Genomic DNA, 25323 nt, shown 5'->3' on the forward strand with positions numbered 1-25323 from the left:
AGATAAAAGGGAGCATTTTCTATTAGGGTGTACTTTTGTCACCCTAAGGCAAAGGAATATGCTCCAATTTATCACCGGGGATCATATCGAACCTGCCCTCACGCCAATCTTGCTTCGCTTGTTCAATACGGGATTTACTAAAAGAAACAAAGTTCCAATCAATATAAGGGACTTTTTTAAACGCCTCTCCACCGAGCAATACCACTCTGCTATTCTCATTGAAATGTAATTGCGCGTCGTCGTCTTCAAGTAATACAAATGCTCCTGCACTATATGATTTATTCGACACCACCACTTCGCCGTAAATCACATATACGCCAACTTCTTGTGTCTGATCAGGCCTTTCAATATGTCCGCCAGCTTTTGCCATCACATCAACATAAAACATAGGTGAAAATGTTGGGACAGGAGAATGCAAGCCATATGCACTGCCGATAATGACCCTAGCCATCACCCCTTCTAGTTGCCTAGTAGGCAAGTCAAAACGGTTTATATGTGAGAAACTGGGTTCAACTTCAGCATTTTCTTCCGGTAACGCCACCCAGCATTGCAAACCATGAATAGTATGTGATTGCGCTTTGGTTTCAAACGATTCTCTCTCCGAGTGTACAATGCCGCTCCCTGCTACCATCCAATTTACATCCCCTGGATGGATCTCAAGTTGATTACCAAGAGAGTCACGATGGAGCAAGTTACCTTCAAACAAATAAGTGAGAGTTGCAAGCCCAATATGTGGATGCGGCCTTACATCAATACCATCACCCGCACTGAAGTTACCAGGGCCCATTTGATCAAAAAAGATAAAAGGACCTACCATACGTTTCGCACGCTGCGGAAGTACGCGGTTTACTGAAAGACCACCGATGTCATGTGCTTTGCCATTTAGTTGAATTGCCATTACTTTGCTCCATCATGTTTTGTTTTATTATGGAGCTCAGTAACCAGAAGTAAAATGCGCAATTATAGATACAAGCATTCTAGAAAATAGAATCACACCGCTTTGTACCAAGTGAGGCCTGAATACGGTTGCTGCTGCAAACTTTTTAACCGACTTTGCAAACTACCACTATGGATCTCGAGTTTGTGATGATCGGGGTCATAAATATAGAGCGAGTCTCCTTCGCTGCTATTTTGCTGCCATACGCCAACCCCGTTTTCCAATAATGTTTTAGAAAAAGTTGTAAAGTCTTCGGCAGCAATATTGAACGCTACATGACTGTAATCTGAGCTTGGAGATACCTCACCTAAAGATAAGCAAAGCCATACGTCACCAAGCGTTAAATATGCCCCTTTGTCCCAAGTTACCCAAAGATCAAACCCTAGCAAACCGCAGTAAAAATCCAGTGATATGTTTAGGTTAGATACTACTATTGTAATGTGATTTATACCTGTAAGCATTTCGCCTCCAGCTAGACACGAAAAAAGCCGCGACCAAAGGTACAACGGCTTTAACAACCAGAATTATTTTTCTTGATGTAGGCTAGCTACAAAAAGAAGCGTTACAGTGCCTGTTCAAGCTCTGGTAACGCATCAAATAGATCCGCAACAAGGCCATAATCAGCCACTTGGAAAATGGGGGCCTCTGGGTCTTTGTTGATAGCGACAATGACCTTAGAATCTTTCATACCCGCAAGGTGTTGAATTGCGCCGCTGATCCCAACTGCAATATATAAGTTAGGCGCCACAATCTTACCGGTTTGGCCCACCTGCATATCATTAGGCACAAAGCCCGCGTCAACAGCAGCACGCGATGCACCAATTGCGGCCCCTAGTTTGTCAGCAATACCATTTAGCAAGGCAAAGTTTTCACCGTTTTGCATACCACGGCCACCTGAAATAACAACCGGTGCGGCAGTTAATTCAGGGCGCTCAGATTCAGTTTGTTCAATGCTCACAAACTCACTCACTTGAGAGGCAATACTTTGCGAGCGATCCTCAATGTCACATGCTGCTTGAGTCTCTACGGCATCAAATGCTGATCCACGCACAGTGATAACTTTTTGTGAGTCTAATGATTTTACAGTCGCAATTGCATTACCCGCATAAATTGGACGCTTAAAGGTGTCTGCATCAATCACATCGATAATTTCTGAGATCTGTGATTTGTCGAGTAACGCCGCGACACGTGGCGCGATATTTTTACCTGTGGTAGACGCTGAAAACAAAATGTGTGAAAAGTCACTTGCTAATTCAACAACTAGCTCAGATGTGTTTTCTGCCAATTGATGTTCGAATGAAGCATCGTCAACAGCAACCACCTTTTGTACGCCAGCGATCTGTGCAGAGTGATTGGCAGCCTCAGCAATATTGTGACCTGCAACTAATACGGTAATGTCGCTTGCGATTTTTGTTGCAGCAGCAACCACCTTAGCGGTTTCAGGTTTCAATACACCATTTTCATGCTCAGCAATAACTAATACGCTCATGAGATCACCTTTGCTTCTGTTTTTAACTTGTTTACTAACTCTTCAACGCTCTCAACCATCACGCCACCAGAGCGCTTAGCTGGCTCTTCAACTTTCACCAATTCAATACGAGGAGCTAAATCAACGCCTAACGAATCCGCAGCGATTACGTCTAGTGGTTTACGCTTAGCTTTCATGATATTTGGCAATGAAGCATAACGAGGTTCATTTAAACGCAAGTCTGTTGTCACGACAGCTGGAAGTGATAGCGATACCGTTTGCAAACCGCCATCAACTTCACGCGTCACTTGCACTTTATCGCCTTCAACTACAACTTTAGAGGCAAAAGTGCCCTGAGCACGTTTAGTTAATGCCGCTAGCATTTGTCCTGTTTGGTTATTATCAGAATCGATAGACTGTTTACCTAGAATGACCAGTTCCGGACTTTCTTGTTCCACTACCTTAGCCAGTAGTTTTGCAATGTGCAGAGATTCAAGCTTTGCGTCTGTTTCAATGTGAATCGCTTTATCTGCCCCCAGTGCAAGCGCCGTTCTTAGCTGCTCTTGACAAGCTTTATCGCCAATTGATACGGCAATAACTTCCGTTGCGGTGCCAGCTTCTTTTAAACGAACCGCCTCTTCTACTGCGATTTCACAAAATGGGTTGATCGCCATTTTAACATTGCTCAAATCAACATCACTGTTGTCAGATTTGACTCTTGCCTTTACGTTGTAATCAATCACGCGTTTGATTGGCACAAGTACTTTCATGGTTACTCCATCATCTGGTTATTCTCTAAGCTGACGTCTACGTCAACAAATTATTTTATTGGTTTCAGACTACTTCCTGTTGACGTAAACGTCAACCTCAAATAACCTTAGTTTAACGAAAATCAAACTAAAGCCTCTCTTTAGTTAATCTACCGTCAAATAGTGTGAGGTTAATAATGGTCGAACGTGAAACCATGGAGTTTGATGTTGTGATAGTTGGTGCAGGTCCTGCGGGCCTGTCTTGCGCTATCCGACTCGCTCAACAGGCTCAAGAAAAACAACAAGAATTAATGATCTGTGTAGTCGAAAAAGGCTCAGAAGTAGGTGCACATATCTTGTCGGGTGCAGTATTTGAAACCAAAGCACTAGACGAACTTATCCCTGATTGGGCTGCAAAGGGCGCTCCCGTAACAACGAAAGTGACGGGTGACGACATTTATTTATTCAAAAATGAAACCAATGCCACCAAACTGCCTCATTTAGTGGTACCAAAAACATTTAAAAATGACGGCAACTATATTGTTTCGATGGGGAATGTTTGCCGTTGGCTCGCTGAACAAGCAGAGCAACTTGGCGTTGAAATTTTCCCAGGCTTTAGCGCCCACTCTCTAATTGTTGAAGAGCAACAAGTTAAAGGTATTATTACCGGTGATATGGGCCTAGATAGAGATGGCCAGCCTAAAGACAGCTATATGCCTGGAATGGAGCTTAGAGCGAAATATACCGTATTTGCTGAAGGTTGCCGTGGCCACTTAGGCAAACAACTTATAGCTGAATTTAAACTGGATAAAGACGCTTCCCCTCAACACTATGGCATCGGCTTTAAAGAAATTTGGCAAGTAGACCCAAGCAAGCATAAAGAAGGTCTTGTTGTACACGGCACAGGTTGGCCGCTCGACAATGATACCCATGGCGGTTCATTTATGTATCATGCTGAAAACAATCAAGTCGTGGTCGGGTTAATCATCGACTTAAATTACACTAATCCACACCTAAGTCCATTTGATGAATTTCAGCGTATGAAGCATCACAACACCTTTGCGAGTGTACTGGAAGGTGGTGAGCGCATTGCCTATGGTGCTCGCGCAATCGCCAAAGGTGGCTTCCACAGCCTACCTAAAATGCATTTCCCAGGTGGTTTACTGATTGGCTGTGACGCAGGTACCCTCAACTTTGCCAAAATTAAAGGCAACCATACAGCAATGAAGTCCGGTATGCTTGCAGCCGATGCCATCATTGAGGCACTCAGCCAAGAGAGCGCTCCGTCAGACTTGGTAAGCTTTGCCGACAAATTTAAGGCAAGTTGGCTTTATGATGAGCTTTATCAATCTCGCAACTTTGGCCCAGCAATGCATAAGTTAGGTCGTATTATGGGTGGCGCCTACAATATGATCGACCAAAACATTTTCTCAGGTTCGCTACCATTTACTATTAAGGACGAACATCAGGATCACGCACAGCTTAAGCTTGCATCTGAATCGCAAACTATAAGTTACCCAAAGCCGGACGGTAAATTAAGTTTTGACAAACTTTCTTCCGTATTTTTATCGAATACCAATCATGAAGAAGTGCAACCATGTCATTTACAGTTAAAAGATTCTGATATACCAATCAAAGTGAATTTAGCTAAGTTTGATGAGCCTGCACAGCGCTACTGCCCCGCAGGCGTGTATGAAGTAAACGAAAACGAGCAAGGTGAGAAGCAGTTTGTCATCAATTCGCAAAACTGTATTCATTGCAAAACCTGTGATATTAAAGATCCGAGCCAAAATATTACCTGGGTCACACCAGAAGGGGCTGGTGGTCCGAACTATCCAAACATGTAATACCAATAAATCCTAAATTGCGGGGGCGAAATGCCCCTTTCTTTCCTATACTTAGCGTATATTTTTAAAATAGAGTTGAGTCTATGCCACAACAATCCGTCACCTTTCGATTTTTAGCAGAGCCCACCGACGTCAACTTTGGCGGTAAAGTACACGGTGGTATGGTCATGAAATGGATTGATCAAGCTGGGTATGCTTGCGCCGCGGGTTGGAGCGGTAGCTACTGCGTTACCGTTTCAGTAGCGGGCATGCGCTTCCACCGCCCTATTCTTGTGGGTCAGATTGTTGAAGTTTCCGCGCGCATTGCCCACACCGGAAACACCAGTATGCAGATTTTTATTCAGGTGCGCTGTGGCGATCCAAAAACGCAGCGACTTGTCGAAACCAATCACTGTATTATCAGCTTTATCGCCATGGACCAAGCTGGGTATCCAATTCAAATTCCGCAGTTTAAAGCGAAAACCGAAGAGGAGAAAAAATTGGAAGCCTATGCGGTGAAAATGAAGGAAATAGCGATCCAGACCGAATCGCTATTAGAAGAAACCTTGTCCGATAGTAAATAACATAAAGGTCTGATAACAATAATTGAAGTGTAGAAGTTCAGCTACGATTGAACTTCTATCAGTTTAAAGGAGCTATTCGGCTCACCAAAAACCACGACATTACACTCGCCCCAACTTTTCGGTATATTCCATTGCATATTTTCAGCAAATTTAAATTGTGAAAACTGGTTATCACATCGTACTTCAAGGGTGTGAAGTGCGCCTGAAACCTCAGAGATAGCGAAATTGGGTCTGGATAATGCATGTGTCCAGACATCATCATTTTTGATTTCAGCGGCAATAACAAGCATCTTGCTCTTATCCGCTATCAAAGCAACGATTTCATCTATGACAGGTTGCACTGCTGACTTATAAGTGTCTTGTCCATCTAATTCCATTAGTTTTTTATGGTTTTTCAGCGCTCCTTTATATTCCTGCAGCTGAGTTTGGAGCTTAATTGCATTGATAAGGGCGTTGGCGTAGAGTTCAGATTTAACGATATCCTTACCGTGCCAGATGATCCCTCTATGCGCCTCAAGTTCTTGTCTAGGTTCAGCTGTTAGTTGGAAGTATCGCGCTTTTACTAAGTTAAAATAGGCTTCTTCATATCGATTCCAACGACCTTTTTTTGCTAGTTTATCAATATGTTCTTTAGCTTCTTTTAGTTTACTTTCGTCAAGGAGGTTATTGATGTTGCGATAACTTCTCACAAAACCTCGAGATGCCCCTTCTTCCGCATCTGACATATTGAATGAAAACATCACACTATTTTTGCACTGCTTAATCGGCTTACCATCTTTTGTTGCTGGAGAATATTGCCAACGTTTGATTGCTCGCAGTGCAGCGCGTTCGAAGCCTTTCTGTCCAGATGAATCCTCCACTATCGGAGACGCCACCGAACCATCCTCATTGATGATATAGCTCAGCGTAACCCAGCCTTCACCGCCGACTAACGCAACATTACGTGGATACTGAGGAGCAACTCTTTCAACAGCCGATGCATTTACGATTGTAGATAAATGTAAGTTTGGCTCGCTTTGCGCAAATGCGTCTGTTGTGAGTGAAGCGAATAGAACTGAGGTCATTAAAGTAGATTTAATAAAATTTTCCATATCAAATTGTCCGTTATTGATAGCAGCTAAAATATAGCACAGACTTTATATTACCAACAACGCTCCTGAAATGGGGCCTTTTTTTTAGGATTTTGACTCTGATAAGATCCGTACGTCCTATGAAAAATGCGTGCCTTGCTGGTCCTGCACTTTAATGGGAGCTAGATTAATGTATTGGCTGTAGAGCCTATGAAAACTAGAACTCAAGATACAAAATCATTTGGGAATATTGGCTGGCTAGTTAAGTCGCGCTAAAGCAAATTTCTTGCTAATGTAAATATGGCTTTTTCACTTGCAGCGAGCGCGTCGCGTTTGCTTAAGTTGCCTTCTTTTAATAATTGTAAGCTTACTTTTTCCGCTTCTTGACTGAGCAGTACATCCATTTTAGTTGGACTTACCGCCCCTTCGGTTAAATCATTAATTATTGCTTGCAACGATGCTCTGCGCTCAGATATCGCGCGGATCAAAATAGGCTTTAGAGGAGAAGATTTGCAGAGCGCTTCTTGACAGCTTTGGTCAACCTTTCTATGAAACTCCATTTATTTACACTCATCTCGTTTCAGGCGATTAAATGCTTGTAATTTTTCTCGTAAGCCTCGAATTGGTTTTATGTCTTCGACCAATTGCTTGTATTCGTATGCTCTAGTACCAATAATTTGTTCGTTATCTGTGCGTAAACTCGAACGTAAGCTATTTTGGGGCGAAAAAGTATACCGATTCATGTTCCGACTTCCATCAATATTCCATGATCTACAAGGTTATGCGAAAAATCTGAATAAATGAATTACATGACATTACAAGGCTAATTACGAGCAGGATTTTGTGAAAGTCAGGATCAATAGTAAACTTCGCTCATCTTAATTAAAACAGAGACCATAGTGGAACAAATCACTATCGAGCCCATCGGCTTTATCCAATCTCCTTATAAACAGAAGTTCGCTATCCCGAGACAACCAAGGCTTGTCCCAGAGGCAAAAGCCAAGCTTAGATTTGTTGGTGAATTCAATCGCGAAGAATTTGTTCGTGGTATTGAAGCGTTCACGCATATTTGGTTGTTGTTTCGTTTTCATGAAACCGCTGATAAAGGCTACTCTGCGCTTGTACGCCCTCCGAGACTCGGTGGCAATGAACGTAAAGGCGTGTTTGCGACTAGAGCGACTTTTCGACCCAACGGGATTGGCATGAGTGCAGTAAAGCTCGAGGGCGTAGAATATAAAAATGGTCAGCTGGATCTGTTGCTCTCTGGCGTAGATTTATTGGACGGTACACCAATCATTGATATAAAGCCGTATCTCCCCTATTCAGATGCCTTGGTGGATGCCACAGCAGGCTTTGCTGATACTCGGCCAGAAACGCAAATGTCTGTTAGTTTCTCAGACGAGGCTATTGTTTTTATTGAAAAACAAAAAAGCTATCCTGAACTTCAGCAATTCATTACCAATGTACTGAAGCAAGATCCTCGTCCAGCTTATAAAAAGAAACGCACATCACAGCAGGACTATGGTATGAGTTTGTATGATTTTAATATCCGCTGGACAGTAGATGGTGAGCATAACCATGTCACTGAAATTTCGTTAGCAAAATAGCAAATTCAGCGGCTTGCCAATAAACTTATAAATTATGAAGATGTTTAGGTATTAAAGCTTTTTAAGCGGCTACTGCACTGCTAGAATAGCCGCCAATAAGAGAACAATAAGTAACTTATACTGGAATAAGAATGCGTACGAGTGAATATATATTAGCGACTCTAAAAGAGACGCCGTCTGATGCAGAGGTGGTAAGCCACCAGCTAATGCTTAGAGCGGGTATGATCCGTAAATTGGCTTCAGGTCTTTATACTTGGCTACCATCAGGCCTAAAAGTTTTCCGCAAAGTAGAGCGAATAGTCCGTGAAGAAATGGACAAAGCGGGAGCGATTGAGCTGCTAATGCCCGTGATCCAGCCTGCAGAGCTATGGGAAGAGTCAGGCCGTTGGGAACAGTTTGGTCCTGAACTACTTCGTATTAATGACCGTCATGGCCGTCCATTTGCACTTGGTCCAACGCATGAAGAAGTGATCACTGATCTTGTACGTCGCGAAATCAACAGCTATAAGCAACTGCCGATCACACTTTATCAAGTCAGTACGAAAGTACGTGACGAAGTTCGTCCACGTTTTGGTGTGATGCGCGCGCGTGAATTCACCATGAAAGATGCCTATTCATTCCACATGACTGATGAGTGTCTTGAAAAAACGTATCACAAGATGTTCCAAGCTTACTGCAACATTTTTGATCGTTTAGGCGTTGACTACCGTCCTGTTATTGCTGACAGTGGTTCAATTGGCGGCAACCTATCGCATGAGTTCCATGTACTTGCAGAGTCTGGTGAAGATGCAATCGCATTCAGTGATGAAAGTGACTACGCTGCAAACATTGAAAAGGCAGAAGCGCTTGCACCAACTGAAGCTCGCCCAGCGCCAAGTAAAGAACTTAACACGTTTGACACGCCAGAAGCTTTCACCATCGCTGAACTAAAAGCAAAACATGGCGTTAAACCACACCGTGGTGTGAAAACACTCATCGTGTATGGTGCACCAGACGAAGATGGTAAACGCGGCCTTGTCGCACTTATCGTTCGTGGCGATCATGATTTAAATGAGCTGAAAGCTGAGAAATTAGCACTAGTGGATTCACCGCTAGAGATGGCGAGCGAAGAAGACATTGTTAACACTATTGGTGCAAAACCAGGCTCTTTGGGGCCTGTTGGTCTTTCAATGCCTGTTATTGTCGATCGCAGCGCAGCTATCATGGCTGATTTTGTTGCTGGTGCAAACAAAGATGGTGTTCACTACAGTGGGATCAACTGGGACAGAGACGTAAGCGCTTATACTGTTGAAGATATCCGTAACGTGGTTGAAGGCGATCCAAGCCCTTGTGGTAAAGGTAAAATCCTTATCAAACGTGGTATTGAAGTAGGTCACGTGTTTCAACTTGGTACTAAGTACTCTGAAGCAATGAAAGCTGGTGTACTTGGCGAAGAAGGGAAAAACCAAACATTAACCATGGGTTGTTATGGTATTGGCGTTTCTCGTATCGTTGCCGCTGCAATTGAGCAAAATAACGATGATTATGGTATCAAATGGCCTGTTGCGATTGCGCCATTTGAGTTGGCAATCGTGCCAATGAATATGCATAAGTCTCACCGTATCCCAGAGATCGCAGAAAAGTTCTATGCAGATCTACAAAATGCGGGAATTGATGTGTTATTCGACGACCGTAAAGAGCGTCCGGGCGTTATGTTTAACGATATGGAACTTATCGGTATTCCATACACCCTAGTGATTGGCGAGCGTAACCTTGATGAAAATAAGGTTGAGCTGAAAAATCGTCAAACGGGCGAAAAGCTGATGCTGGATATCGGATCTGCGGTTGAAACAATCGTTAATGCAATTAAAAGCAAATAAGCCTACGTAAATTGTATAATAAAAGAGCATACAGGTGTATGCTCTTTTGTCATATTAGCTTCTCCTAACTGCCCCGCCACTGTCATCTTTGCCTCTTAGCATTGTCATTATTACGCTAAAGAGCCAAGCCATGAAAACAACATACTATCCGAGTATTTGGATCTCAGACGTACACTTGGGCTACAAGGACTGTAAAGCGAAGTTCTTGCTAGATTTTCTCAACAAAACTGAATGTGATGTACTCTATCTGGTTGGTGATATCGTTGATCTATGGTCAATGAAACGCCAGTTTTTTTGGGATCCATCCCACTATCAGGTATTAGAATGCATACAAAAAAAAGCGGGATCTGGTACACGCGTTATCTACATACCGGGTAATCACGACGAAACCTTCAGAAACTATGTTGGGCAAACGCTTTTTAAAGTCGAAGTGCATAAAACCTTTATTCATACCACTTCAGCAGGTAAGCGGTTTTTATTACTACACGGTGATGATTTTGACTCGGCAACAAGATACAACAAATTGATCAGTATCATTGGGGATGCCGCTTATGATTTTCTACTCTTCTTAAATCGCTGGACCAATCGTGTACGGCGCTTATATGGCGGTCATTATTGGTCGCTTGCATCTTGGCTGAAAAAACGCGTGCATAAAGCCAGAGAGGCCATTGCCGCATTCGAGAATGCAGCAATTCATGAAGCGAAGAAGCAAGGTGTCGACGGTATTATCTGCGGGCATATCCACCAACCAGAGATCCGTGTCGTAGATGGTATTGTGTACTGCAACGATGGTGATTGGATAGAAAACTGCACGGCATTGGTTGAAAACCAAGAAGGTCGTATCGAATTGCTGCATTGGTCAGATGTACAGTCCGTACTCAACGTAGTTGAAATTGACAATGTTAAAACCGATAATGTTGAAGCCGCTTAGTTAGCGGCTTCAGTTCTTCCGGTCACTCTTCTTTTAATAGCTTATGCAGTAAATCGATGCGTTTATTGATACGCTTGTTTTGCACGTATGCCTCTGCGCTTAAGCTCATCATTAAAATCAAAAAGATGTATAAAACGGGTTGTTCAATAATTTCTGGGTAGCGATAAATTAAAAATACGACTGCCGTTAGCATACCGATGATCTGGTAGAATCGTCGCTTATTATTAGGCCTCAGCGAATTAAACTCTTTTAGTATCGCTTCCTTTCGCGACATATCCTCAAACAGCGCTTGAGGACAATCCTGATTTTTCTTCATATGCTTTCACTTATTTTTAGCGAAGTTATATTAGAAATAAACAATCGCCGTTTGTTAACAATACTTGTTGCCCAAGAATGGGTAATTACCCAAGCTTTATCACTTAAAAAGACGTTTTATGAAAACAATCTCCGCTTTTCGTCAGGTGCGTTATATCACAAATGTAGTCATTGCCCAGACAATTATACCCAAAATAAACACTAGAATGCCATATTGAAAGTGCCTCACCATTGGGAACACCGCTTTATCCGTACGCTCAATAGACAAAGGATATTGCCAATGCGTTAACGCAAGTAAGAGTGGCTCAGCTTCTACGCTCATACCAGAGAGTGAAACCGTTGCGCCATACTCAGTATCAAAGACCAAATCAACAATATGATTACGACGAGTCGACGCGGTTAACCTATCCAAGTCGCTAACTGTAAACGTATTCCAGTGTACCTTAATATCGTTAACTTCATCCTTTTTTACCTCTCGTGCTTGTTTATCTGTAAACAGTAACGCAGGTAGCAGCAAACTATTTTCCTCAACCTTAATTTGGTTACAGGGCGATTGGTAAACAAAATAGTGTTTATTACTGATAAATAATGACGTCAACCAATAGCTCAAATACGTGAGCACCAAAAATACTAAACCAGCAATGTAATTTTGTGACGAGTAAAGAATAAAGCAGGTCATTAGACCAAAAGCCCCTACCACCATCCAAACTATATGCAGCTTATGCTTAGGCGTCGGTAGTGCACATCGTAACACGGAGAATCGTGCTTCAATATCGCGATTGCTATTCATAAATAAAGGAAATAATCTTGCAAGGCTAGTTGGAGTTGAGCGCGTAGCTGATCTTCTATCTGCATCCGCATCTGCCATCGGTTGAACGTTATGGTCAAGACCTGATGCCGACAAAAGCGCGGTGAGTTTATCAGCTTGCCGCAAACACGAAAATGAATAGACCGCAGGCTCCTCACTTTCTGATAGATAACTTATACCAATATAATTGAGTTGCTTGTTACAACCCGAAGATACATCAGTCACGGTTGAAAGCGGTATCACACACTCGTCTATTCGCCGAATATTTATATTCAATAACGATAGTCGTTTAGTGATAACAAACTGCTTTTGTGCAGGGTCAAACATCAATCGATTACGGTATGAAAATAGTAACAAAGAAATCACTAAGTAGATCAGAGCTTCCAAAAAGCTTGACCCGACTAAGTGAAAAACCGACGATAACAAGAATAAAATGGCAATGCCGTTAGTAACTGATTCACTGACTGACTTAAGTACCGTGGTTGATGTCATCCTACATTCCTTGAGTGACTAATATTGAAACCTACTACTTGCACAAGCTACCTAAACAGGTAGAAGACTAAATTACAAAAAATTAAACGCTGAATAAGGCGTTTATCGTACAGAAAAACGCCATAATTCTCAATGACTCACGCCTAGCTGAAACTTTACCTAAACAATACGGTTTCTTTATTAAACCATTTAACGCAGCATACGAGTAACCCCGCCGCTAGAACAGCAGAAGCGCCAAAAATTAATGCTACGTAACCATAATCAACTGTGCCTTTGATGATTTCTTTAATCGCTAATGCGACATTGGTAATTGGGATCAATGCGGTTTTTGCGGTTAACTCCATATTTGGCATTAAAGACATCACAATGGGAATGAAGATCCCCATGCTGAGCGGCCCCATGTAGTTTTGTGCTTCTTTAAAGGTTCTAGCGTAAATTGAGATAGCAAGTGTTAGCGACGAAAGCATCACTGCAACAGGAAGCAACAACGCAAAAATCAACACAAAGTCTAATAATGCAACCGACGAGAAGGCGTTTTTAATAACATCTAGTTCGACAAAGCTACTGGCAATTCCTATCCACAGTGCCATACTGGAAACCGTGATAAGCGCACAGAATATTGAACTGCTCAATACGGTTAAAAATTTACCTAACACCAGCTCTGTGCGTGAGATTGGTGTTAATAACAGCGTCTCTAAGGTGCCACGCTCTTTCTCTCCAGCGCCTAAATCAATAGCTGGATAGCTTGCCCCCATCAATACCAACGGAATTAACATGTAAGGGATAAACGCACCTAACTTCTCGCCTAAATTTTCGCGTTTGTCAGCAGTATCCACTTTAGTAATCGATATAGGCTGGAGCACTGCCACTTGCTCCGCTTGCGACAACCCCAGTGAGGTTAACTTCGCCGCTCTGAGTTCATCAGAAAACTTCTTAGCAAGTTTAGACAAACGGTCATAAATAAAGTTGATAGATTGCGCATCGTTAAACACGATTTTCCATTCACTTTTTACGCCAGACTCCAGGTTTTCAACCGGATCGGATGGAATAAAAACCCCAACATCGATCACGCCACTTCGTACCGCATCACTCAGTGCTTCGACGCTATCAAGCTTGAGCTCACCAGTATATTTCTTAAAACTTTTATGATAAAAAACCTGCTCAGAGAACTTTTCAGCATAGGCTTCATTTGCGATGTAATACGTATGAACTTCTTGCTTCGCTTCCATAGCAGCTTGTGAAGCCATAAAGCCGACTAACGCCATAATCACGGGAAATACCAACATCGGTAGTGCAATCACAAAAAACAGTGTTTTGCGGTCGCGCAGCAGCTCTCTAATTTCTTTTAAAAATACCTCAAACATGCTGTGCTCCCGTCAACAAATTCAAAAATGCCTGATTTAGCTCTTCACTTTGCCCCTTTGCTTTAAACTCAGCCAAACTGCCATCAAAACAGGTGATCCCTTTATCGATAACAGACACCCTATCGCACAATAATGCAACTTCATCTAAGTGATGGGTAGAAAATATAACGGGTGTACCACGTGCTTTGAGGTCGCGAATAAAAGAGATAACCGTTTGTGTGGTCATAATATCAAGGCCTGTCGTAGGCTCATCTAGTACCACGACTTTAGGGCTATGTACCACCGCCCTTGCTATATTGGTCTTTTGTTTCATACCGGTCGATAGGTGTTCAGCCCTTTTATCTAGAAAGGTCTCCATCTCTAAGCGCTGAAACAGCTCATCGCATTTCGCTTTTAATGCTTTTCCTTTTAAACCATGAAGTCGTGCAAAATATTCAACATTTTCTTTGGCTGTTAGACGTCCATATAACCCTGTTGACCCTGATAAAAAACCGATGGCTTTGCGTGCAACAACAGGCTTTTTCACAATATCCTGACCATCCACTAAGATAGTGCCGGCATCCGGCGTCAGCGCAGTTGATAGCATACGCAAAGTGGTGGTTTTTCCCGCCCCATTGGGGCCGAGCAATCCAAGTACTTCACCTTGCCCACAGTGCAGGTTAACCTCTTCTACACTGTGAAAAAAACCATCACGCTCGCGAGGATCCGTCTGACTCTTTTTCTTTTTGTGTTCGCGAGTCAGGGCGAAGCGTTTTTTTAATCCATTGATAGCTATCATGCTATTTCCTTCTTTTCGGCCTGAAATAGTCCGTATTTTGATAAAATTCTAAATCTTGTGGCTCATGCCAGTTTGGGATCCCAAGCAGCGGAATGGGTGACATTTTGGTATTGTCTTCAAGCAGCCCATCATTGATCAGTGCGACCAATTTATCATCTAACCAACGATATTGTTCGCTTAGTGAAAGTTGCCAAAATGCAGCATCAACATTGATACACACCAGTTTTCCCGTTAACCCAATAAAGGGATTGGTTAGCATCTCGTAGTTTGCGTGACCAAATACAAAAGGCTTTAGGTTTTGCTGCCATTCTGAGCGATTATCGTAAAATACATTCTGCCATTGGTGTGATTTAAAGGCATTACGCCATTTATCATCATCGATTGCCAACACCAAACCACACTCATCAAAGAGTGTTAACGCGTTACGCTTTTTACTCCGCTGCTTTAAACCAAACTGCGCTATTTCTTCGATATGTAGGGCATTTAACAAAGCTTTTGTTTTTGGGAATAAACACCAAATCAACGCACCAAATAAGTCGTGCCAATTTTGACTACGCGTCGGTACCTGATGGGTTTCAAAGATAATCTCTTCATAGTATTTATCGCCAAAGTCTATCGTTTCATCGGCCACAAAGCGGGTATCATACTGTTGCAAGCTAATGCTGTTTACGTGCGAAGACAGCCACTGGGGGCTTGGCCAGTCTTGTTGGCTTTTTAAGTCAAAAAGCTGATTTAAATGGGAAAATGGTTCAGCATGTAAACATGCAACCTGCCACGCCTCAGGCGCTGTAAACTTTTTCATTTGATTGAGATACTTATCATGCAATTAGCCGACTATTTTACTGAAGCGCCTGATACTTGGCAAAAGCCAATTGTAAATGAGCGTAACAGGCTACATCGCATGCTAAAATTAAGGTAATTATTAAAAATTGTGCTGTGCTTTATACCAGCTACGGATTTTCATTGATTTCTATCTCCTCTAGCCGTCTTGTCCCGCTCGAACTTTTACGCATTTTATGTTACTACTTATGGGTTCCTAACAAGTAAAAGAAAGGCAATTATGAAACTTAAACTGACGCTCAGCGCTTTATCTATGGCGGTGCTGGCGGGCTGTGTTAGCACTAGCAATAGCCCCCAAGACATCGATACTGCATACAATAGTATTAATGATGCTCAACTCAGAGCCCATATTAAAACCCTTGCCTCTGACGAGTTTGGCGGCCGTGCTCCGTCAACAAAAGGTGAAGAGCTAACGCTTGCCTATTTAACCAAACATTTTAAAGCACTTGGCTATCAGCCTGGTAATGGCAACAGCTTCTTACAAGAAGTGCCGCTTGTTTCGCTTGAAGCCGATCCTAATATGACGTTAACAATCGGTGGCAAAAACTACGAATATAAAAAAGACATGGTGATGGGCTCGGCCCGTATCAGCGAACTCGAGTCAATCAAAGATTCAGAGCTGGTTTTTGTTGGCTATGGCGTAAATGCTCCAGAGTACGACTGGAATGACTACGAAGGCCTAGACGTGAAAGGCAAGACAGTGGTGATGCTAGTGAACGATCCAGGTTTTGCTAATCCTGATTCGGGTAAATTTACCGGTGAAGCTATGACCTATTATGGTCGTTGGACGTATAAATACGAAGAAGCTTCACGCCAAGGCGCAGCAGGTGCGATCATTATTCATGAAACAGCGCCGGCTTCTTATCCTTGGAGCGTAGTAGAAAATTCTTGGAGTGGCCCACAGTTTGGCTTCCAAAAAGAAAACAACAATATGGACCGCGTTGCGGTTGAAGGCTGGGTAACAGTAGACGTTGCTAAAGAGCTGTTTCAAAAGGCTGGACTTGATTTTGACACAGCAAAGAAAAAGGCAGCAGCTGGCGCATACCACGTTGATATGGGCAACCTAAGCGCGTCAGTTACCGTCAAAAACACCATCAAAAAATCAACTTCGTATAACTTTATCGCCACCCTACCAGGTAGTAATAAGTCTGACGAGCACATCATCTACTCAGCACACTGGGATCATTTAGGTACCGATCCAAACCGTAAAGGCGATCAGATCTATAACGGCGCGCATGATAATGCTAGCGGTACAGGCGGTATGATTGAGGTAGCTGAAGCCTTTACTAAACTGCCAACTCGCCCTAGCCGTTCAATTACGTTTTTGGCTGTGACGGCTGAAGAGCAAGGTCTATTAGGCTCAAAATTTTATGCTGCAAACCCTGTTATTCCAGCAGAGAAAACCGTTGCTAACATCAATATGGATAGCCTAAATTTATTGGGTAAAGTAAAAGACATCAGCGTAGTCGGTATTGGTAAATCTGAGCTTGATGAAATGCTGGAAACCGCAGCAAAAGCGCAAGACCGCGTCGTTTCAGGGGATCCACGTCCTGCCGCTGGTGGTTACTATCGCTCTGATCACTTCGCATTTGCGAACATGGGTGTGCCTGCCATGTACGCCGGTGGTGGAACCGAAGCACGTGACGAAGAGACTGAAACCTACCGTAAACGTATGGGCTTAGTATTGCGTGGTTGTTATCATCAGCCGTGTGACCGCTACCGTGAAGAGTGGGATTTAAGCGGCGCGATACAGGATCTACAGCTGTTCTTTAAAGTTGGCTACGATGTCTCTGAGCAAGATGCATGGCCGAAATGGAAAGCAACCGCAGAGTTTCAAAGAAAATAATGCAAATGATATTGATTTTCATTTAAAATAAAATTAAAGTGCAACTTAGACAATACACGGGTTGCACTTTATGTTTTCATCTCTACTTCGATACTCTCAACCAGCACATGGCGCTAAGGTGAGTTTATTGTTCAACAAACGGCTAATTTTACCCCTCGTTATTATTGTACTTTTAGCATTTGAAACGGCGAGACCAATTGTGGTCAGCGCGCTGAGCGATGCATTCTTTCAAGTCAGCGTCTTTGTTGCCGCTACTCTACTCGTGTACTACTTTCTTGTTGATAAAATTCCACAGCTTAATCTCAGTTATTTGAGTACCAAATCCCCTATTCTCGAAATAGCCATGGCGTCAATATTGGGCGCACTGCCCGGCTGTGGTGGTGCAATTATCGTGGTCACCCAATTTACCAAAAAACAAGCAAGCTTTGCTTCAGTTGTCGCAGTGCTTACTGCGACGATGGGAGATGCAGCGTTTTTGCTACTCGCCAAAGAGCCGCTGACAGGCCTCACTATCATCGCGATGGGGGTTGGTGTGGGTATCGTGAGTGGGCTATGTGTGCATTTAATTCATCAACCCGACTTTTGTGTCCCGCAGACCATCAATGAGGTCGAAGAAGAAACCTTACACGCGAGCCGTGCGTTTAGTCTAAGCCGTAAGGTGTGGAAGCTGGGCTTACTGCCTAGCCTTGCAATTGCGCTCGCGATTGCTTTTAACGTCGACTTAGCACCTTTTGATACAGAAATTGCTTGGCTTGGAGCAGCATTGTGCCTTTTTGCTGTGTGTGTGTGGGCACTTAATTCAAAAGGCGTAAGCTATAAAGATATCACCTGTGAAGAAGGTGAATGTGACCCACCGTCAAAACTCACTAGAGTACTACAGGACACGCACTTTGTGACCGCTTGGGTCGTTGCAAGCTTTTTGCTTTACGAGCTATCTACTGCGTATTTAGGGCTTGATCTCGCGGTTTGGTTTAAAGACTATGCGCTGTATGCACCACTGGTGGCTATTCTTGTCGGATTATTACCAGGCTGTGGACCCCAAATTGTTGTTACAACGCTGTACCTGCAAGGCGTCGTGCCATTTAGTGCCCTGGCGGCCAATGCCGTTGCTAACGATGGCGATGCGTTATTTCCAGCGATAGCACTGGCACCAAGGGCGGCGCTATTTGCCACTATCTACTCTGCAGTGCCTGCATTTATCGTGGGCTACGGCCTCTACTACATTAATTTGGCTTAATATTTGAGCACGTCGACGAAGTGATCTGACGCTGGCTCAAGCACGATCTGGCTGTTTAGGGTTATGAGTTCAACCAAATCTGACCGCTCGTAACTGATTAATTGCCGAAAAGAGCGAATAGCGGACGGTCAAATAAACTTATTTTTGGACAAAAATGTTTTAGGTCGTCGGCTATATTAGACGAATTTCGAATAAAAATTTCTATGGGCTAACGCCCGGCTTTTGGGGCGGACTTGTAGCCGCAAAGCGGCGAAAAGGCCGTCCCAGCCCTGAAAGGGCACAACAGCCGCTTGTTAGTTTGTTTTACTTTTTAGCCACTTGCTAACAATATCTACGTTTACTGAAACAGGGCAAATTTCCTGAATTATTAGGTCGCAGTTTTTACGAACTTGATTTACCGTTTCAATATAAATATCTCTGAAGTGCCCTTCGTAATTACCCAGATATTTTAGAACTGAACTATGTGAATCATTTGAGCCGTGTTCAATGTTTCGCCTAACAACCCGAGAAAGACAAATATCCATAGGCTGATCAAGTAAAATCACATAGTCTATCAACGAAGAAATACAGCTGCGTTCTCTACCAAATGGCTCTTCGACAAAAATATACGAGTAATTGCCTTCAATTAATTGCCGAAGCTTAATGACCATATCAGGCGTATTGATTTCGGATACGTTGGCACCATTTTCACGCCACTTTTTCATGTCTTGTGGATAGCTGAATTTATGAACGTAATCATCAAAATGTAAAAAAGGGCAATCGAAATCACTGGATAGTTGCCTGACAGTTGATGTTTTACCGCATCCAGATGCACCGCTAATAGCTACAACTTTAACTCTATCCATAGTGCCTCTATGCGCTTAAATATGGTTGCAAACTAACGCTTCAATAATAAGTGAGCCAGGTGCTGGCGGGCGATTTGCTCAGCAAATGGCATGACATGCCTTGGTGAATCTGATTCATTGGCTTGTTATATTTCATTTACCACTGACTGGATATATTCGTTTACTGGCATTGGCAATGCGCATTCTGAACTATCCATTGCAGTGTCCGTTGAGCAAACCATCCAATCTTCACTGTCATTATCTAAAATAGGCTTGATTTGTTGCATTACAAAAATACTATTTCGTTTTTCGACGACAACCAAAGCATATGGGTAAGCAGTATAAGAAGGCAAACCAGTGTAATGATAAAAACCGTAAAAGATGAACTCATCTCCTTTTTGAGGGTTAAAGATCCATTCGATGACATCGTACTTAAGTTCAAAGCCAACACTTGTACAAATGATTTCATCGCCTTGTTTTGAGAACAACCTTTCACATAAGCCATCGCTTTGAGACACGGAATAAGGTGAACCTATAAATGCATACTTCTCTGCATTAGCGACAAACGGTAATAGGAACAAAATAATCAAAATTTTAATTTTCATCTATTCCTCCGAGAAATAGAACGCCGCATTAAGGTGTGAACAACGCAGCCACCTAACCTAAACCATTGCACCGTAAACACGAAACCCTACCTTGAACTGAAAATGCCAAGCGTTGGGAATCACTCTTAAATTGTTTGTTATGTTTCTTCGTTGATGACTAAACTTTACCTGCAAACCAGTCTTGATAAGTTTTTATTAAATCCTCATCATCACCGAACACAGTGCCAACAATCGTAGCATTTATACTTAAGCTTTCTCCATCACTTCCATTGACTTCAACATTCGAGAATAACGACGATAACAGTGACAAGCCTTTATCTTTTGTAATAAATGAAACGTTGTAGCCACTTTTCCTATCAATGTGAAATCGATTTAAGTTAAACAGTAATTCAAGAGCTGTTAAATCACATGCTGCATTATAAGATTTATCCTCATTGTAAATTTGAGAGTCTTTCAGAACCAGTTGAGCTGCTGTCTTTTTACCAACCATAGTGATTCTAAGTAATGCAAGGATTACCGCGATATCTGTCTTGCTTAGTTTTAATTCCTCTGCTGCAGAAAATACTTGTTTAACCGCAAGCTGTCTAGATTTCTCAGTGAACTGTTTATTTATCTTAGGGGCAATCTTTTCGAAAAAGCTCATTCTCTTTTCTATTGAACTAGATAACATATCCCTAAAACTATAGTAATAATTATTGCCATTTGGGTATTTAGTAACCTTTAACTTCGGCAATGCTGAATTAAGAGATTTTGTTACATTCTCAATCTGTTCATCAATCATACTATTATCAGGAATTTTTCGTTCATTACCTTCGATTACAAATGCAGTGATATCGACACTAACCTTGTTGTTCAAGAAAATTCTATCAAATGAATCTAAAGGGGATTTATTTTTCTTTTCTCCGTTTTTATATCTACTAACAATTTCACTAATAACATTCCTATCAGCCAATAAAATTGTATTATTTTTAACAAATAAACATGGTATCCAACCACCAGAAACCAAAAGAAATGCATCATTTTTATGGTCATGTTTGACTGACATTTCAACTTTGGCATCAGTCGGGATAGTAGGACTGACTATATTATACATTCGTACTTTTACACTATCCGTGTTAATCATCCCAACCATATCAGGAAAGTTGTTTGGTACAATCTCAAATCCGTTAATAGTATGACCAGCCATAACAAGGTTACCTGATAAATCTATACCAATTTCATATTCCATTCCTATCATCCTATTAAACTCTCGGAAACATAACGCCCAGCACAGCGGCTGGCAAAGCTGGCACGTAATTGCGAAGCAATTTGAGTGACGGGTTTGACAGTCCGATGCTGCTGCTTGTTAAACGTCATCTATATTAAATTGCATTGTTTCTACAACTTCAGAGCTTAGTGCGCCAACTCTTGTGAAAGCTTCAATTTGCTTTTTCTGGAGCTTCTCGTACATTTCATCACAAGCTTTCTTTTTATCTTTAGACCAATTTCTTCGGCTAAGTGAAACGAGATTTAAATTGATGATAAATATTGAAGACGTAACACCGGCTATTGCCGCGCTGATTGCTGCACCGGAGTCTCCTCTCACCGCAGTATAGGCTTTATCGAAAATAAAATTCCCATGATCAATCAATTTAAAACACTGATCTGAAATTCGAAAAACAAAGTCAGTCACATGCTGTAACTTATCTAATGATTCTTTGTTATATCTTGATTGCAATTCTTTGTTACCGTCATTTCCTGCCTGAATCCGCTGCTTTCTGAGTTCGACGACTTGTTCAAATTCTTTAGAGTCCTCTTCGAAAAGATATTTCAACTCGGGCTCTATATTATTTTTAATGTCATCAATTATGAATTGAAATTGATTCTCAAAAGGAATGAATTTCAATTGATTTGATTTAATAGTACCGTCATCGATTGCGCGTTTTTCTTGGGCGGCTTTTTTGATGCTCAGGCTACAAACTGTAATTATTAGCTTTCCAGCCAATATTCCCATAAGTGCAGCTGCGCTCCCTGATCCTGGTGCAGAATTTCCTGCGCCAAAGTCGTCCAACAGGCCATTTACTGATTTATCCAAAAGGCTGCTGGTTGTTACTAATCCTTTATCCATATTGTCGCTTTATCCTGTTATCGAAATGACGTTTAACATTTTATTCGTGCGCATGCGCGTTTACCTCATTGGACCAGTGAAAACGCGCACAGTTAACTATCAGTATGCAAAGAACTTATCAACATTCTGCTAAATATACCATCTGGAAAAATGCGCATGCGCGTTTCCCAAACCTATTATCTCAAATCGCAGACAAATAACCTTTTGATAAACAATAACATTTTTAATCTATTCATGCGTAAACGCGCAAAAATTTTTTCATTCTTTCCCTTGATATCCGAGAACTTTAGATAGCGCTGTATATATATACAACAATGTGGAATGAGGAGTTATCATGAGTCTAAAAAGCCCATTTCTGAAAGGTCTTCAGGAGGAAATGCGTATCCGTGGTTACAGCATTAGAACAGAAAAAAACCTACCTATATTGGATTAAGGCATTCATTAACTTTCACCACAAGCGTCACCCTGAAACAATGGGAACGGAAGAGGTTACACAATTTTTAACCTTCCTTGCCAACCAACGAAATTGGACAGAAACATGTTAGTACCGCTGTCCGCATTTGACCAATAGCTGAAATGTCAGAATTTATAGCGTTCTATATTTGTACTTTGTCAGGTCAAAAATTAGCGCTTATTCACTTAATTGTGTTCACTTAATTGAATAAGTCACTTTACTCACTTGGATGATAATGGCGAATACCATTGTCATCCACCATGACGTAACAGCTATCGTGGTTTTGAAACGCTTTGTAAAACACCTCATCATATAGCAGCTTTTCACTTTTCGTTTCGCCACCAACTCCTTGATAACTAACCAACATGTGACATTCGTGACAAATAAGCGGATTCACCAAGCGCTTATCAGCAGCTTTGACTACTGCAGTTACTTCATACACTTTACCGTGCTCTTTATTTTTGAACCAAGTCATACACTAATTTCGCTCCAATTAAATCACTCAGTGCTGTTCCTACAGACTTAAACAAAGTAATTTCGTTCTCGTTACTTCGACCTAGATTATTTTTAGTCATTTCGCTAAGCTCTGCAACCACCTTCTCGGGGCTAAATTTACCTTCACTGATCGGTAACAACAGTTCGCCCGCCTCGTTCAATACATTGGCGCGACTATCTACAAAAACGCGACTCTTAGTTACCGTTGTGGTATCAATTTCTCGACAATCTTTATGGTGATTGCCAATGCAATCTATATGCGTACCATCGCTCAACCACTCTCCATTGAACAAAGGCGTATGACTGCCTGTTGCACAGCTGATCACATCTGCCGAAGCGATAACAGACGCAGTTGCCTGCTGATACAATGAAAATTCCACTCCCTGATGCTGCGAGGACAATAGCTCCAGCAACAGGCGTCCTTTTTTAGCATTGCGTGCAATTATTGAAATTTTACTATAATTTCTAACACTTAAATGCGAATTAATCATGTAACTGGCTAAATTGCCTGAACCAAAGAAAACCAAATGTTTGGCATGCTTAGGTGCTAAATACTCTGCGGCTAATGCTGACACAGCAGAGGTTCTCCACAACGTTACTTCGGTGCCGTCCACAAGCGCGATCGGCTCGCCGAACTGTCTGGAGAACAGCATGATTTTTGAGTAAAGGCTGGCTTTATCGTGCTGGTTGTTATCAGGGAAATAGGTAAACGCCTTTACGCCAATCACGTCGGCATTCCAAGCAGGTAAAACAGCAAAAGCGTCATGATTGCTGTGACTATCATCTAGCTCAAAAACTTGCCGTGTTGGTGTACCTGCTGGTTGCGCAAAACCCTGTTTAAGCGCCTGAATTAAGCTTGGGTAGTTGAGGCTATCCGCGACTTCTTGGCGAGTAATAATTTGCATCATCATTCCTTAGTTCGTAAGCTGAAATACTTGTGGCGCGTGGGTTAAGCATTCAAAACCATTTTCAGTCACCAGTACATCTTCTTCCAAGCGCACACCACCATAATTTGGAATGTAAATACCAGGCTCTATGGTTATGATATTGCCAGCTTCTAATTGGTGATCGACCCCAGGTTTAATAAATGGCTGCTCGTGTAAAAATAGTCCCACACCGTGACCAAGTCCCTCACCTGCATATTGTGAAAAGTCACTATGACTCAACACATCGTGTGATGCGTTATTTAAATCTATGCAGTTAACGCCTGCATTTATTAGCGCCAACGCAGCTCGCTGCGCATGTTGGACCGTGTCATAAATGGATTGTTGTTGCTTCGTCGGCTCCCCTAACACGTAACTTCGCGTCATATCAGAGCGATAGCCGCTTATCACCGCACCAAAGTCGATAAGTACCAAATCGCCTAGGTTAAGTTTTGTCTGTCCTGGGTTTCCGTGCGGTAAGGAAGAACGTGCACCAAATAATAGGATTGTGTCAAAAGAAAGACCTTCGGAGCCTAGCTTTTGCATCTGATACTCAAGCTCAATTGCCGCGTCTCGCTCAGTGATCCCTACTTTTAACAAAGGCAGTGTATGGGCAAGCGCCAAGTCAGCTATCTCGGCGGCACGTTTAATACAGTTAATTTCATAGCTATCTTTAACTTGTCTTAGTGATTCCACCCACAGCGGCGCGGCAATAAGCGTGGTATTTTTTGCGCTGATGTTTAATGAGACATAATCTGCGTGACTGATATGATGCGCTTCAAATGCAAGCTGTCGCGGCTCATCCAGTAATCTAAAAATACAATCAGGTAGCGTTTCTTTATCACGATTTCTTAAAATGACTTCGACTCCCACCGCTTCATTGCTAGCACGCTCAAAGTAACGATAATCGGTAATGAGTCGGTGTCGCCCATTTGAAGACATCAACAATGTTGCTGCATGACCGGTGAAGCCAGTTAAATATACAATATTCTCGTAGCCATAAATAATGATAGCGTCACTTTGGTGTTGTTGTAATTTATTGACTAAGCGTTGCTGTCTGGCTGCGTAATCCACATTCATCGTAATTAAAACTCTCTTTGTATTGCGTTATTTTGATTTAAGTTAAACGGATCCTTAGAACTAATACAGCTCCTTGCTATACTTTTTTGAAAATAAGCCAAACACTTGGCTTGGCTTAAACCAA

General features: G+C 42.2%; 26 protein-coding genes and 1 pseudogene. 8 read left to right on the forward strand and 19 right to left on the reverse strand.

Going from position 1 to position 25323, the window contains the following annotated elements; genetic code table 11:
• Positions 1 to 43: 43 nt before the first annotated feature.
• The 4 genes from EXT48_RS07930 to EXT48_RS07945 form a co-directional block, all read right to left on the reverse strand.
• Positions 44 to 898 (reverse strand): pirin family protein, encoded by an 855-nt coding sequence (locus EXT48_RS07930; RefSeq protein WP_069020682.1) that lies wholly within the window; start codon positions 896 to 898, stop codon positions 44 to 46.
• A 92-nt stretch (positions 899 to 990) separates the two neighbouring features.
• Complete coding sequence (gene fos, locus EXT48_RS07935; RefSeq protein WP_130164116.1) at positions 991 to 1398, reverse strand: fosfomycin resistance glutathione transferase; 408 nt, start codon at positions 1396 to 1398, stop codon at positions 991 to 993.
• 101 nt (positions 1399 to 1499) lie between these two features.
• Positions 1500 to 2426 carry an electron transfer flavoprotein subunit alpha/FixB family protein gene (locus EXT48_RS07940; RefSeq protein ID WP_045990058.1) on the reverse strand — a complete coding sequence of 309 codons (927 nt, stop codon included), beginning with the start codon at positions 2424 to 2426 and terminating at the stop codon, positions 1500 to 1502.
• Positions 2423 to 3175, reverse strand: coding sequence for an electron transfer flavoprotein subunit beta/FixA family protein (locus EXT48_RS07945; protein ID WP_017217459.1), 753 nt, complete (start codon positions 3173 to 3175; stop codon positions 2423 to 2425). Before EXT48_RS07945 ends, EXT48_RS07940 begins: the two co-directional genes overlap by 4 nt.
• Positions 3176 to 3351: 176 nt before the next feature.
• Between EXT48_RS07945 and EXT48_RS07950 the strand changes: the two genes are divergently transcribed.
• Positions 3352 to 5001 (forward strand): electron transfer flavoprotein-ubiquinone oxidoreductase, encoded by a 1650-nt coding sequence (locus EXT48_RS07950; protein ID WP_130164117.1) that lies wholly within the window; start codon positions 3352 to 3354, stop codon positions 4999 to 5001.
• A gap of 83 nt (positions 5002 to 5084) precedes the next feature.
• The gene (locus EXT48_RS07955) at positions 5085 to 5564 is read left to right on the forward strand and encodes an acyl-CoA thioesterase (RefSeq protein WP_010372647.1); all 480 of its coding nucleotides are present in this window, start codon (positions 5085 to 5087) and stop codon (positions 5562 to 5564) included.
• A 41-nt stretch (positions 5565 to 5605) separates the two neighbouring features.
• Here the strand turns inward: EXT48_RS07955 and EXT48_RS07960 are convergent, their stop codons facing one another.
• From EXT48_RS07960 to EXT48_RS07970, 3 genes are all read right to left on the reverse strand, one after another.
• A complete protein-coding gene (locus tag EXT48_RS07960; RefSeq protein WP_130164118.1) occupies positions 5606 to 6655 on the reverse strand; it encodes an energy transducer TonB in 1050 nt (349 codons plus the stop codon).
• A 251-nt stretch (positions 6656 to 6906) separates the two neighbouring features.
• Positions 6907 to 7194, reverse strand: a complete 288-nt coding sequence (locus tag EXT48_RS07965) for a hypothetical protein (RefSeq protein ID WP_039495966.1) — start codon at positions 7192 to 7194, stop codon at positions 6907 to 6909.
• Positions 7195 to 7377: a hypothetical protein gene (locus EXT48_RS07970; protein ID WP_045990062.1), complete on the reverse strand. Its 183-nt coding sequence runs from the start codon at positions 7375 to 7377 to the stop codon at positions 7195 to 7197. It lies immediately after the preceding gene.
• A 156-nt stretch (positions 7378 to 7533) separates the two neighbouring features.
• On the opposite strand from EXT48_RS07970, the gene tsaA reads away from it, so the two are divergent.
• The 3 genes from tsaA (at position 7534) to EXT48_RS07985 (ending at position 11031) form a co-directional block, all read left to right on the forward strand.
• Positions 7534 to 8241, forward strand: a complete 708-nt coding sequence (gene tsaA, locus EXT48_RS07975) for a tRNA (N6-threonylcarbamoyladenosine(37)-N6)-methyltransferase TrmO (protein WP_069020685.1) — start codon at positions 7534 to 7536, stop codon at positions 8239 to 8241.
• A 131-nt stretch (positions 8242 to 8372) separates the two neighbouring features.
• Complete coding sequence (locus EXT48_RS07980) at positions 8373 to 10100, forward strand: proline--tRNA ligase (protein WP_130126379.1); 1728 nt, start codon at positions 8373 to 8375, stop codon at positions 10098 to 10100.
• Between the two features lie 130 nt (positions 10101 to 10230).
• Positions 10231 to 11031: a UDP-2,3-diacylglucosamine diphosphatase gene (locus EXT48_RS07985; protein WP_010604698.1), complete on the forward strand. Its 801-nt coding sequence runs from the start codon at positions 10231 to 10233 to the stop codon at positions 11029 to 11031.
• Positions 11032 to 11053: 22 nt separating this feature from the next.
• On the opposite strand, the gene EXT48_RS07990 is transcribed toward EXT48_RS07985, so the two are convergent.
• The 5 genes from EXT48_RS07990 to EXT48_RS08010 all read right to left on the reverse strand — a co-directional run bounded on the left by EXT48_RS07990 (position 11054) and on the right by EXT48_RS08010 (position 15590).
• The gene (locus tag EXT48_RS07990; protein WP_130164119.1) at positions 11054 to 11347 is read right to left on the reverse strand and encodes a hypothetical protein; all 294 of its coding nucleotides are present in this window, start codon (positions 11345 to 11347) and stop codon (positions 11054 to 11056) included.
• Between the two features lie 150 nt (positions 11348 to 11497).
• Positions 11498 to 12646, reverse strand: a complete 1149-nt coding sequence (locus EXT48_RS07995; RefSeq protein WP_130164120.1) for a hypothetical protein — start codon at positions 12644 to 12646, stop codon at positions 11498 to 11500.
• 155 nt (positions 12647 to 12801) lie between these two features.
• Positions 12802 to 14010, reverse strand: a complete 1209-nt coding sequence (locus EXT48_RS08000) for an ABC transporter permease (RefSeq protein WP_130164121.1) — start codon at positions 14008 to 14010, stop codon at positions 12802 to 12804.
• On the reverse strand, positions 14003 to 14788 hold the full coding sequence (locus tag EXT48_RS08005; RefSeq protein WP_010604694.1) for an ATP-binding cassette domain-containing protein: 786 nt from the start codon (positions 14786 to 14788) through the stop codon (positions 14003 to 14005). Before EXT48_RS08005 ends, EXT48_RS08000 begins: the two co-directional genes overlap by 8 nt.
• Position 14789: 1 nt before the next feature.
• On the reverse strand, positions 14790 to 15590 hold the full coding sequence (locus EXT48_RS08010; protein WP_130164122.1) for a DUF3025 domain-containing protein: 801 nt from the start codon (positions 15588 to 15590) through the stop codon (positions 14790 to 14792).
• Between the two features lie 258 nt (positions 15591 to 15848).
• On the opposite strand from EXT48_RS08010, the gene EXT48_RS08015 reads away from it, so the two are divergent.
• Both EXT48_RS08015 and EXT48_RS08020 read left to right on the forward strand, forming a co-directional pair.
• A complete protein-coding gene (locus EXT48_RS08015; RefSeq protein WP_130164123.1) occupies positions 15849 to 17474 on the forward strand; it encodes a M28 family metallopeptidase in 1626 nt (541 codons plus the stop codon).
• Positions 17475 to 17544: 70 nt separating this feature from the next.
• On the forward strand, positions 17545 to 18711 hold the full coding sequence (locus EXT48_RS08020) for a putative manganese transporter (RefSeq protein WP_130164124.1): 1167 nt from the start codon (positions 17545 to 17547) through the stop codon (positions 18709 to 18711).
• A gap of 293 nt (positions 18712 to 19004) precedes the next feature.
• On the opposite strand, the gene EXT48_RS08025 is transcribed toward EXT48_RS08020, so the two are convergent.
• The 4 genes from EXT48_RS08025 to EXT48_RS08040 all read right to left on the reverse strand — a co-directional run bounded on the left by EXT48_RS08025 (position 19005) and on the right by EXT48_RS08040 (position 22247).
• Positions 19005 to 19556: a hypothetical protein gene (locus tag EXT48_RS08025; RefSeq protein ID WP_130164125.1), complete on the reverse strand. Its 552-nt coding sequence runs from the start codon at positions 19554 to 19556 to the stop codon at positions 19005 to 19007.
• A gap of 125 nt (positions 19557 to 19681) precedes the next feature.
• Positions 19682 to 20140 carry a hypothetical protein gene (locus EXT48_RS08030; protein WP_130164126.1) on the reverse strand — a complete coding sequence of 153 codons (459 nt, stop codon included), beginning with the start codon at positions 20138 to 20140 and terminating at the stop codon, positions 19682 to 19684.
• A gap of 157 nt (positions 20141 to 20297) precedes the next feature.
• Entirely contained in the window at positions 20298 to 21368 is a 1071-nt protein-coding gene (locus EXT48_RS08035) for a hypothetical protein (RefSeq protein ID WP_130164127.1), read from the reverse strand.
• A 117-nt stretch (positions 21369 to 21485) separates the two neighbouring features.
• The gene (locus tag EXT48_RS08040) at positions 21486 to 22247 is read right to left on the reverse strand and encodes a cyclodeaminase/cyclohydrolase family protein (protein WP_130164128.1); all 762 of its coding nucleotides are present in this window, start codon (positions 22245 to 22247) and stop codon (positions 21486 to 21488) included.
• A 334-nt stretch (positions 22248 to 22581) separates the two neighbouring features.
• Between EXT48_RS08040 and EXT48_RS08045 the strand changes: the two are divergent.
• Positions 22582 to 22774 (forward strand): annotated as a pseudogene (locus EXT48_RS08045) (site-specific integrase); the annotation flags it as partial.
• Between the two features lie 144 nt (positions 22775 to 22918).
• On the opposite strand, the gene EXT48_RS08050 reads toward EXT48_RS08045, so the two are convergent.
• Genes EXT48_RS08050 through EXT48_RS08060 form a run of 3 tightly spaced genes read right to left on the reverse strand, consistent with a single transcriptional unit; the run spans position 22919 to position 25199 of the window.
• Positions 22919 to 23176: a hypothetical protein gene (locus EXT48_RS08050; RefSeq protein ID WP_017217477.1), complete on the reverse strand. Its 258-nt coding sequence runs from the start codon at positions 23174 to 23176 to the stop codon at positions 22919 to 22921.
• The gene (locus EXT48_RS08055) at positions 23157 to 24101 is read right to left on the reverse strand and encodes an ornithine cyclodeaminase family protein (protein WP_130164339.1); all 945 of its coding nucleotides are present in this window, start codon (positions 24099 to 24101) and stop codon (positions 23157 to 23159) included. Before EXT48_RS08055 ends, EXT48_RS08050 begins: the two co-directional genes overlap by 20 nt.
• A 9-nt stretch (positions 24102 to 24110) precedes the next feature.
• On the reverse strand, positions 24111 to 25199 hold the full coding sequence (locus EXT48_RS08060) for a Xaa-Pro peptidase family protein (protein ID WP_130164129.1): 1089 nt from the start codon (positions 25197 to 25199) through the stop codon (positions 24111 to 24113).
• Positions 25200 to 25323: the final 124 nt, after the last annotated feature.

The organism is Pseudoalteromonas sp. CO348 (assembly GCF_004208845.1).
Classification (GTDB): Bacteria; Pseudomonadota; Gammaproteobacteria; order Enterobacterales; family Alteromonadaceae; genus Pseudoalteromonas; species Pseudoalteromonas maricaloris.

What these genes read in the sequence shown, in the direction of transcription:
- EXT48_RS08055 (WP_130164339.1), bottom strand. Translation starts at nt 24,101, where the DNA reads ATGCAAATTATTACTCGCCAAGAAGTCGCGGATAGCCTCAACTACCCA.
- EXT48_RS07960 (WP_130164118.1), bottom strand. Translation starts at nt 6,655, where the DNA reads ATGGAAAATTTTATTAAATCTACTTTAATGACCTCAGTTCTATTCGCT.
- EXT48_RS07970 (WP_045990062.1), bottom strand. Translation starts at nt 7,377, where the DNA reads ATGAATCGGTATACTTTTTCGCCCCAAAATAGCTTACGTTCGAGTTTA.
- EXT48_RS08060 (WP_130164129.1), bottom strand. Translation starts at nt 25,199, where the DNA reads ATGAATGTGGATTACGCAGCCAGACAGCAACGCTTAGTCAATAAATTA.
- EXT48_RS07990 (WP_130164119.1), bottom strand. Translation starts at nt 11,347, where the DNA reads ATGAAGAAAAATCAGGATTGTCCTCAAGCGCTGTTTGAGGATATGTCG.
- fos (WP_130164116.1), bottom strand. Translation starts at nt 1,398, where the DNA reads ATGCTTACAGGTATAAATCACATTACAATAGTAGTATCTAACCTAAAC.
- EXT48_RS08000 (WP_130164121.1), bottom strand. Translation starts at nt 14,010, where the DNA reads ATGTTTGAGGTATTTTTAAAAGAAATTAGAGAGCTGCTGCGCGACCGC.
- EXT48_RS07995 (WP_130164120.1), bottom strand. Translation starts at nt 12,646, where the DNA reads ATGACATCAACCACGGTACTTAAGTCAGTCAGTGAATCAGTTACTAAC.
- EXT48_RS07950 (WP_130164117.1), top strand. Translation starts at nt 3,352, where the DNA reads ATGGTCGAACGTGAAACCATGGAGTTTGATGTTGTGATAGTTGGTGCA.
- EXT48_RS08005 (WP_010604694.1), bottom strand. Translation starts at nt 14,788, where the DNA reads ATGATAGCTATCAATGGATTAAAAAAACGCTTCGCCCTGACTCGCGAA.
- EXT48_RS07940 (WP_045990058.1), bottom strand. Translation starts at nt 2,426, where the DNA reads ATGAGCGTATTAGTTATTGCTGAGCATGAAAATGGTGTATTGAAACCT.
- EXT48_RS08020 (WP_130164124.1), top strand. Translation starts at nt 17,545, where the DNA reads ATGTTTTCATCTCTACTTCGATACTCTCAACCAGCACATGGCGCTAAG.
- EXT48_RS07985 (WP_010604698.1), top strand. Translation starts at nt 10,231, where the DNA reads ATGAAAACAACATACTATCCGAGTATTTGGATCTCAGACGTACACTTG.
- EXT48_RS08015 (WP_130164123.1), top strand. Translation starts at nt 15,849, where the DNA reads ATGAAACTTAAACTGACGCTCAGCGCTTTATCTATGGCGGTGCTGGCG.
- EXT48_RS07965 (WP_039495966.1), bottom strand. Translation starts at nt 7,194, where the DNA reads ATGGAGTTTCATAGAAAGGTTGACCAAAGCTGTCAAGAAGCGCTCTGC.
- EXT48_RS07930 (WP_069020682.1), bottom strand. Translation starts at nt 898, where the DNA reads ATGGCAATTCAACTAAATGGCAAAGCACATGACATCGGTGGTCTTTCA.
- EXT48_RS08010 (WP_130164122.1), bottom strand. Translation starts at nt 15,590, where the DNA reads ATGAAAAAGTTTACAGCGCCTGAGGCGTGGCAGGTTGCATGTTTACAT.
- EXT48_RS08050 (WP_017217477.1), bottom strand. Translation starts at nt 23,176, where the DNA reads ATGACTTGGTTCAAAAATAAAGAGCACGGTAAAGTGTATGAAGTAACT.
- EXT48_RS08040 (WP_130164128.1), bottom strand. Translation starts at nt 22,247, where the DNA reads ATGGATAAAGGATTAGTAACAACCAGCAGCCTTTTGGATAAATCAGTA.
- EXT48_RS08025 (WP_130164125.1), bottom strand. Translation starts at nt 19,556, where the DNA reads ATGGATAGAGTTAAAGTTGTAGCTATTAGCGGTGCATCTGGATGCGGT.
- EXT48_RS08035 (WP_130164127.1), bottom strand. Translation starts at nt 21,368, where the DNA reads ATGGAATATGAAATTGGTATAGATTTATCAGGTAACCTTGTTATGGCT.
- EXT48_RS07955 (WP_010372647.1), top strand. Translation starts at nt 5,085, where the DNA reads ATGCCACAACAATCCGTCACCTTTCGATTTTTAGCAGAGCCCACCGAC.
- EXT48_RS07945 (WP_017217459.1), bottom strand. Translation starts at nt 3,175, where the DNA reads ATGAAAGTACTTGTGCCAATCAAACGCGTGATTGATTACAACGTAAAG.
- EXT48_RS08030 (WP_130164126.1), bottom strand. Translation starts at nt 20,140, where the DNA reads ATGAAAATTAAAATTTTGATTATTTTGTTCCTATTACCGTTTGTCGCT.
- EXT48_RS07980 (WP_130126379.1), top strand. Translation starts at nt 8,373, where the DNA reads ATGCGTACGAGTGAATATATATTAGCGACTCTAAAAGAGACGCCGTCT.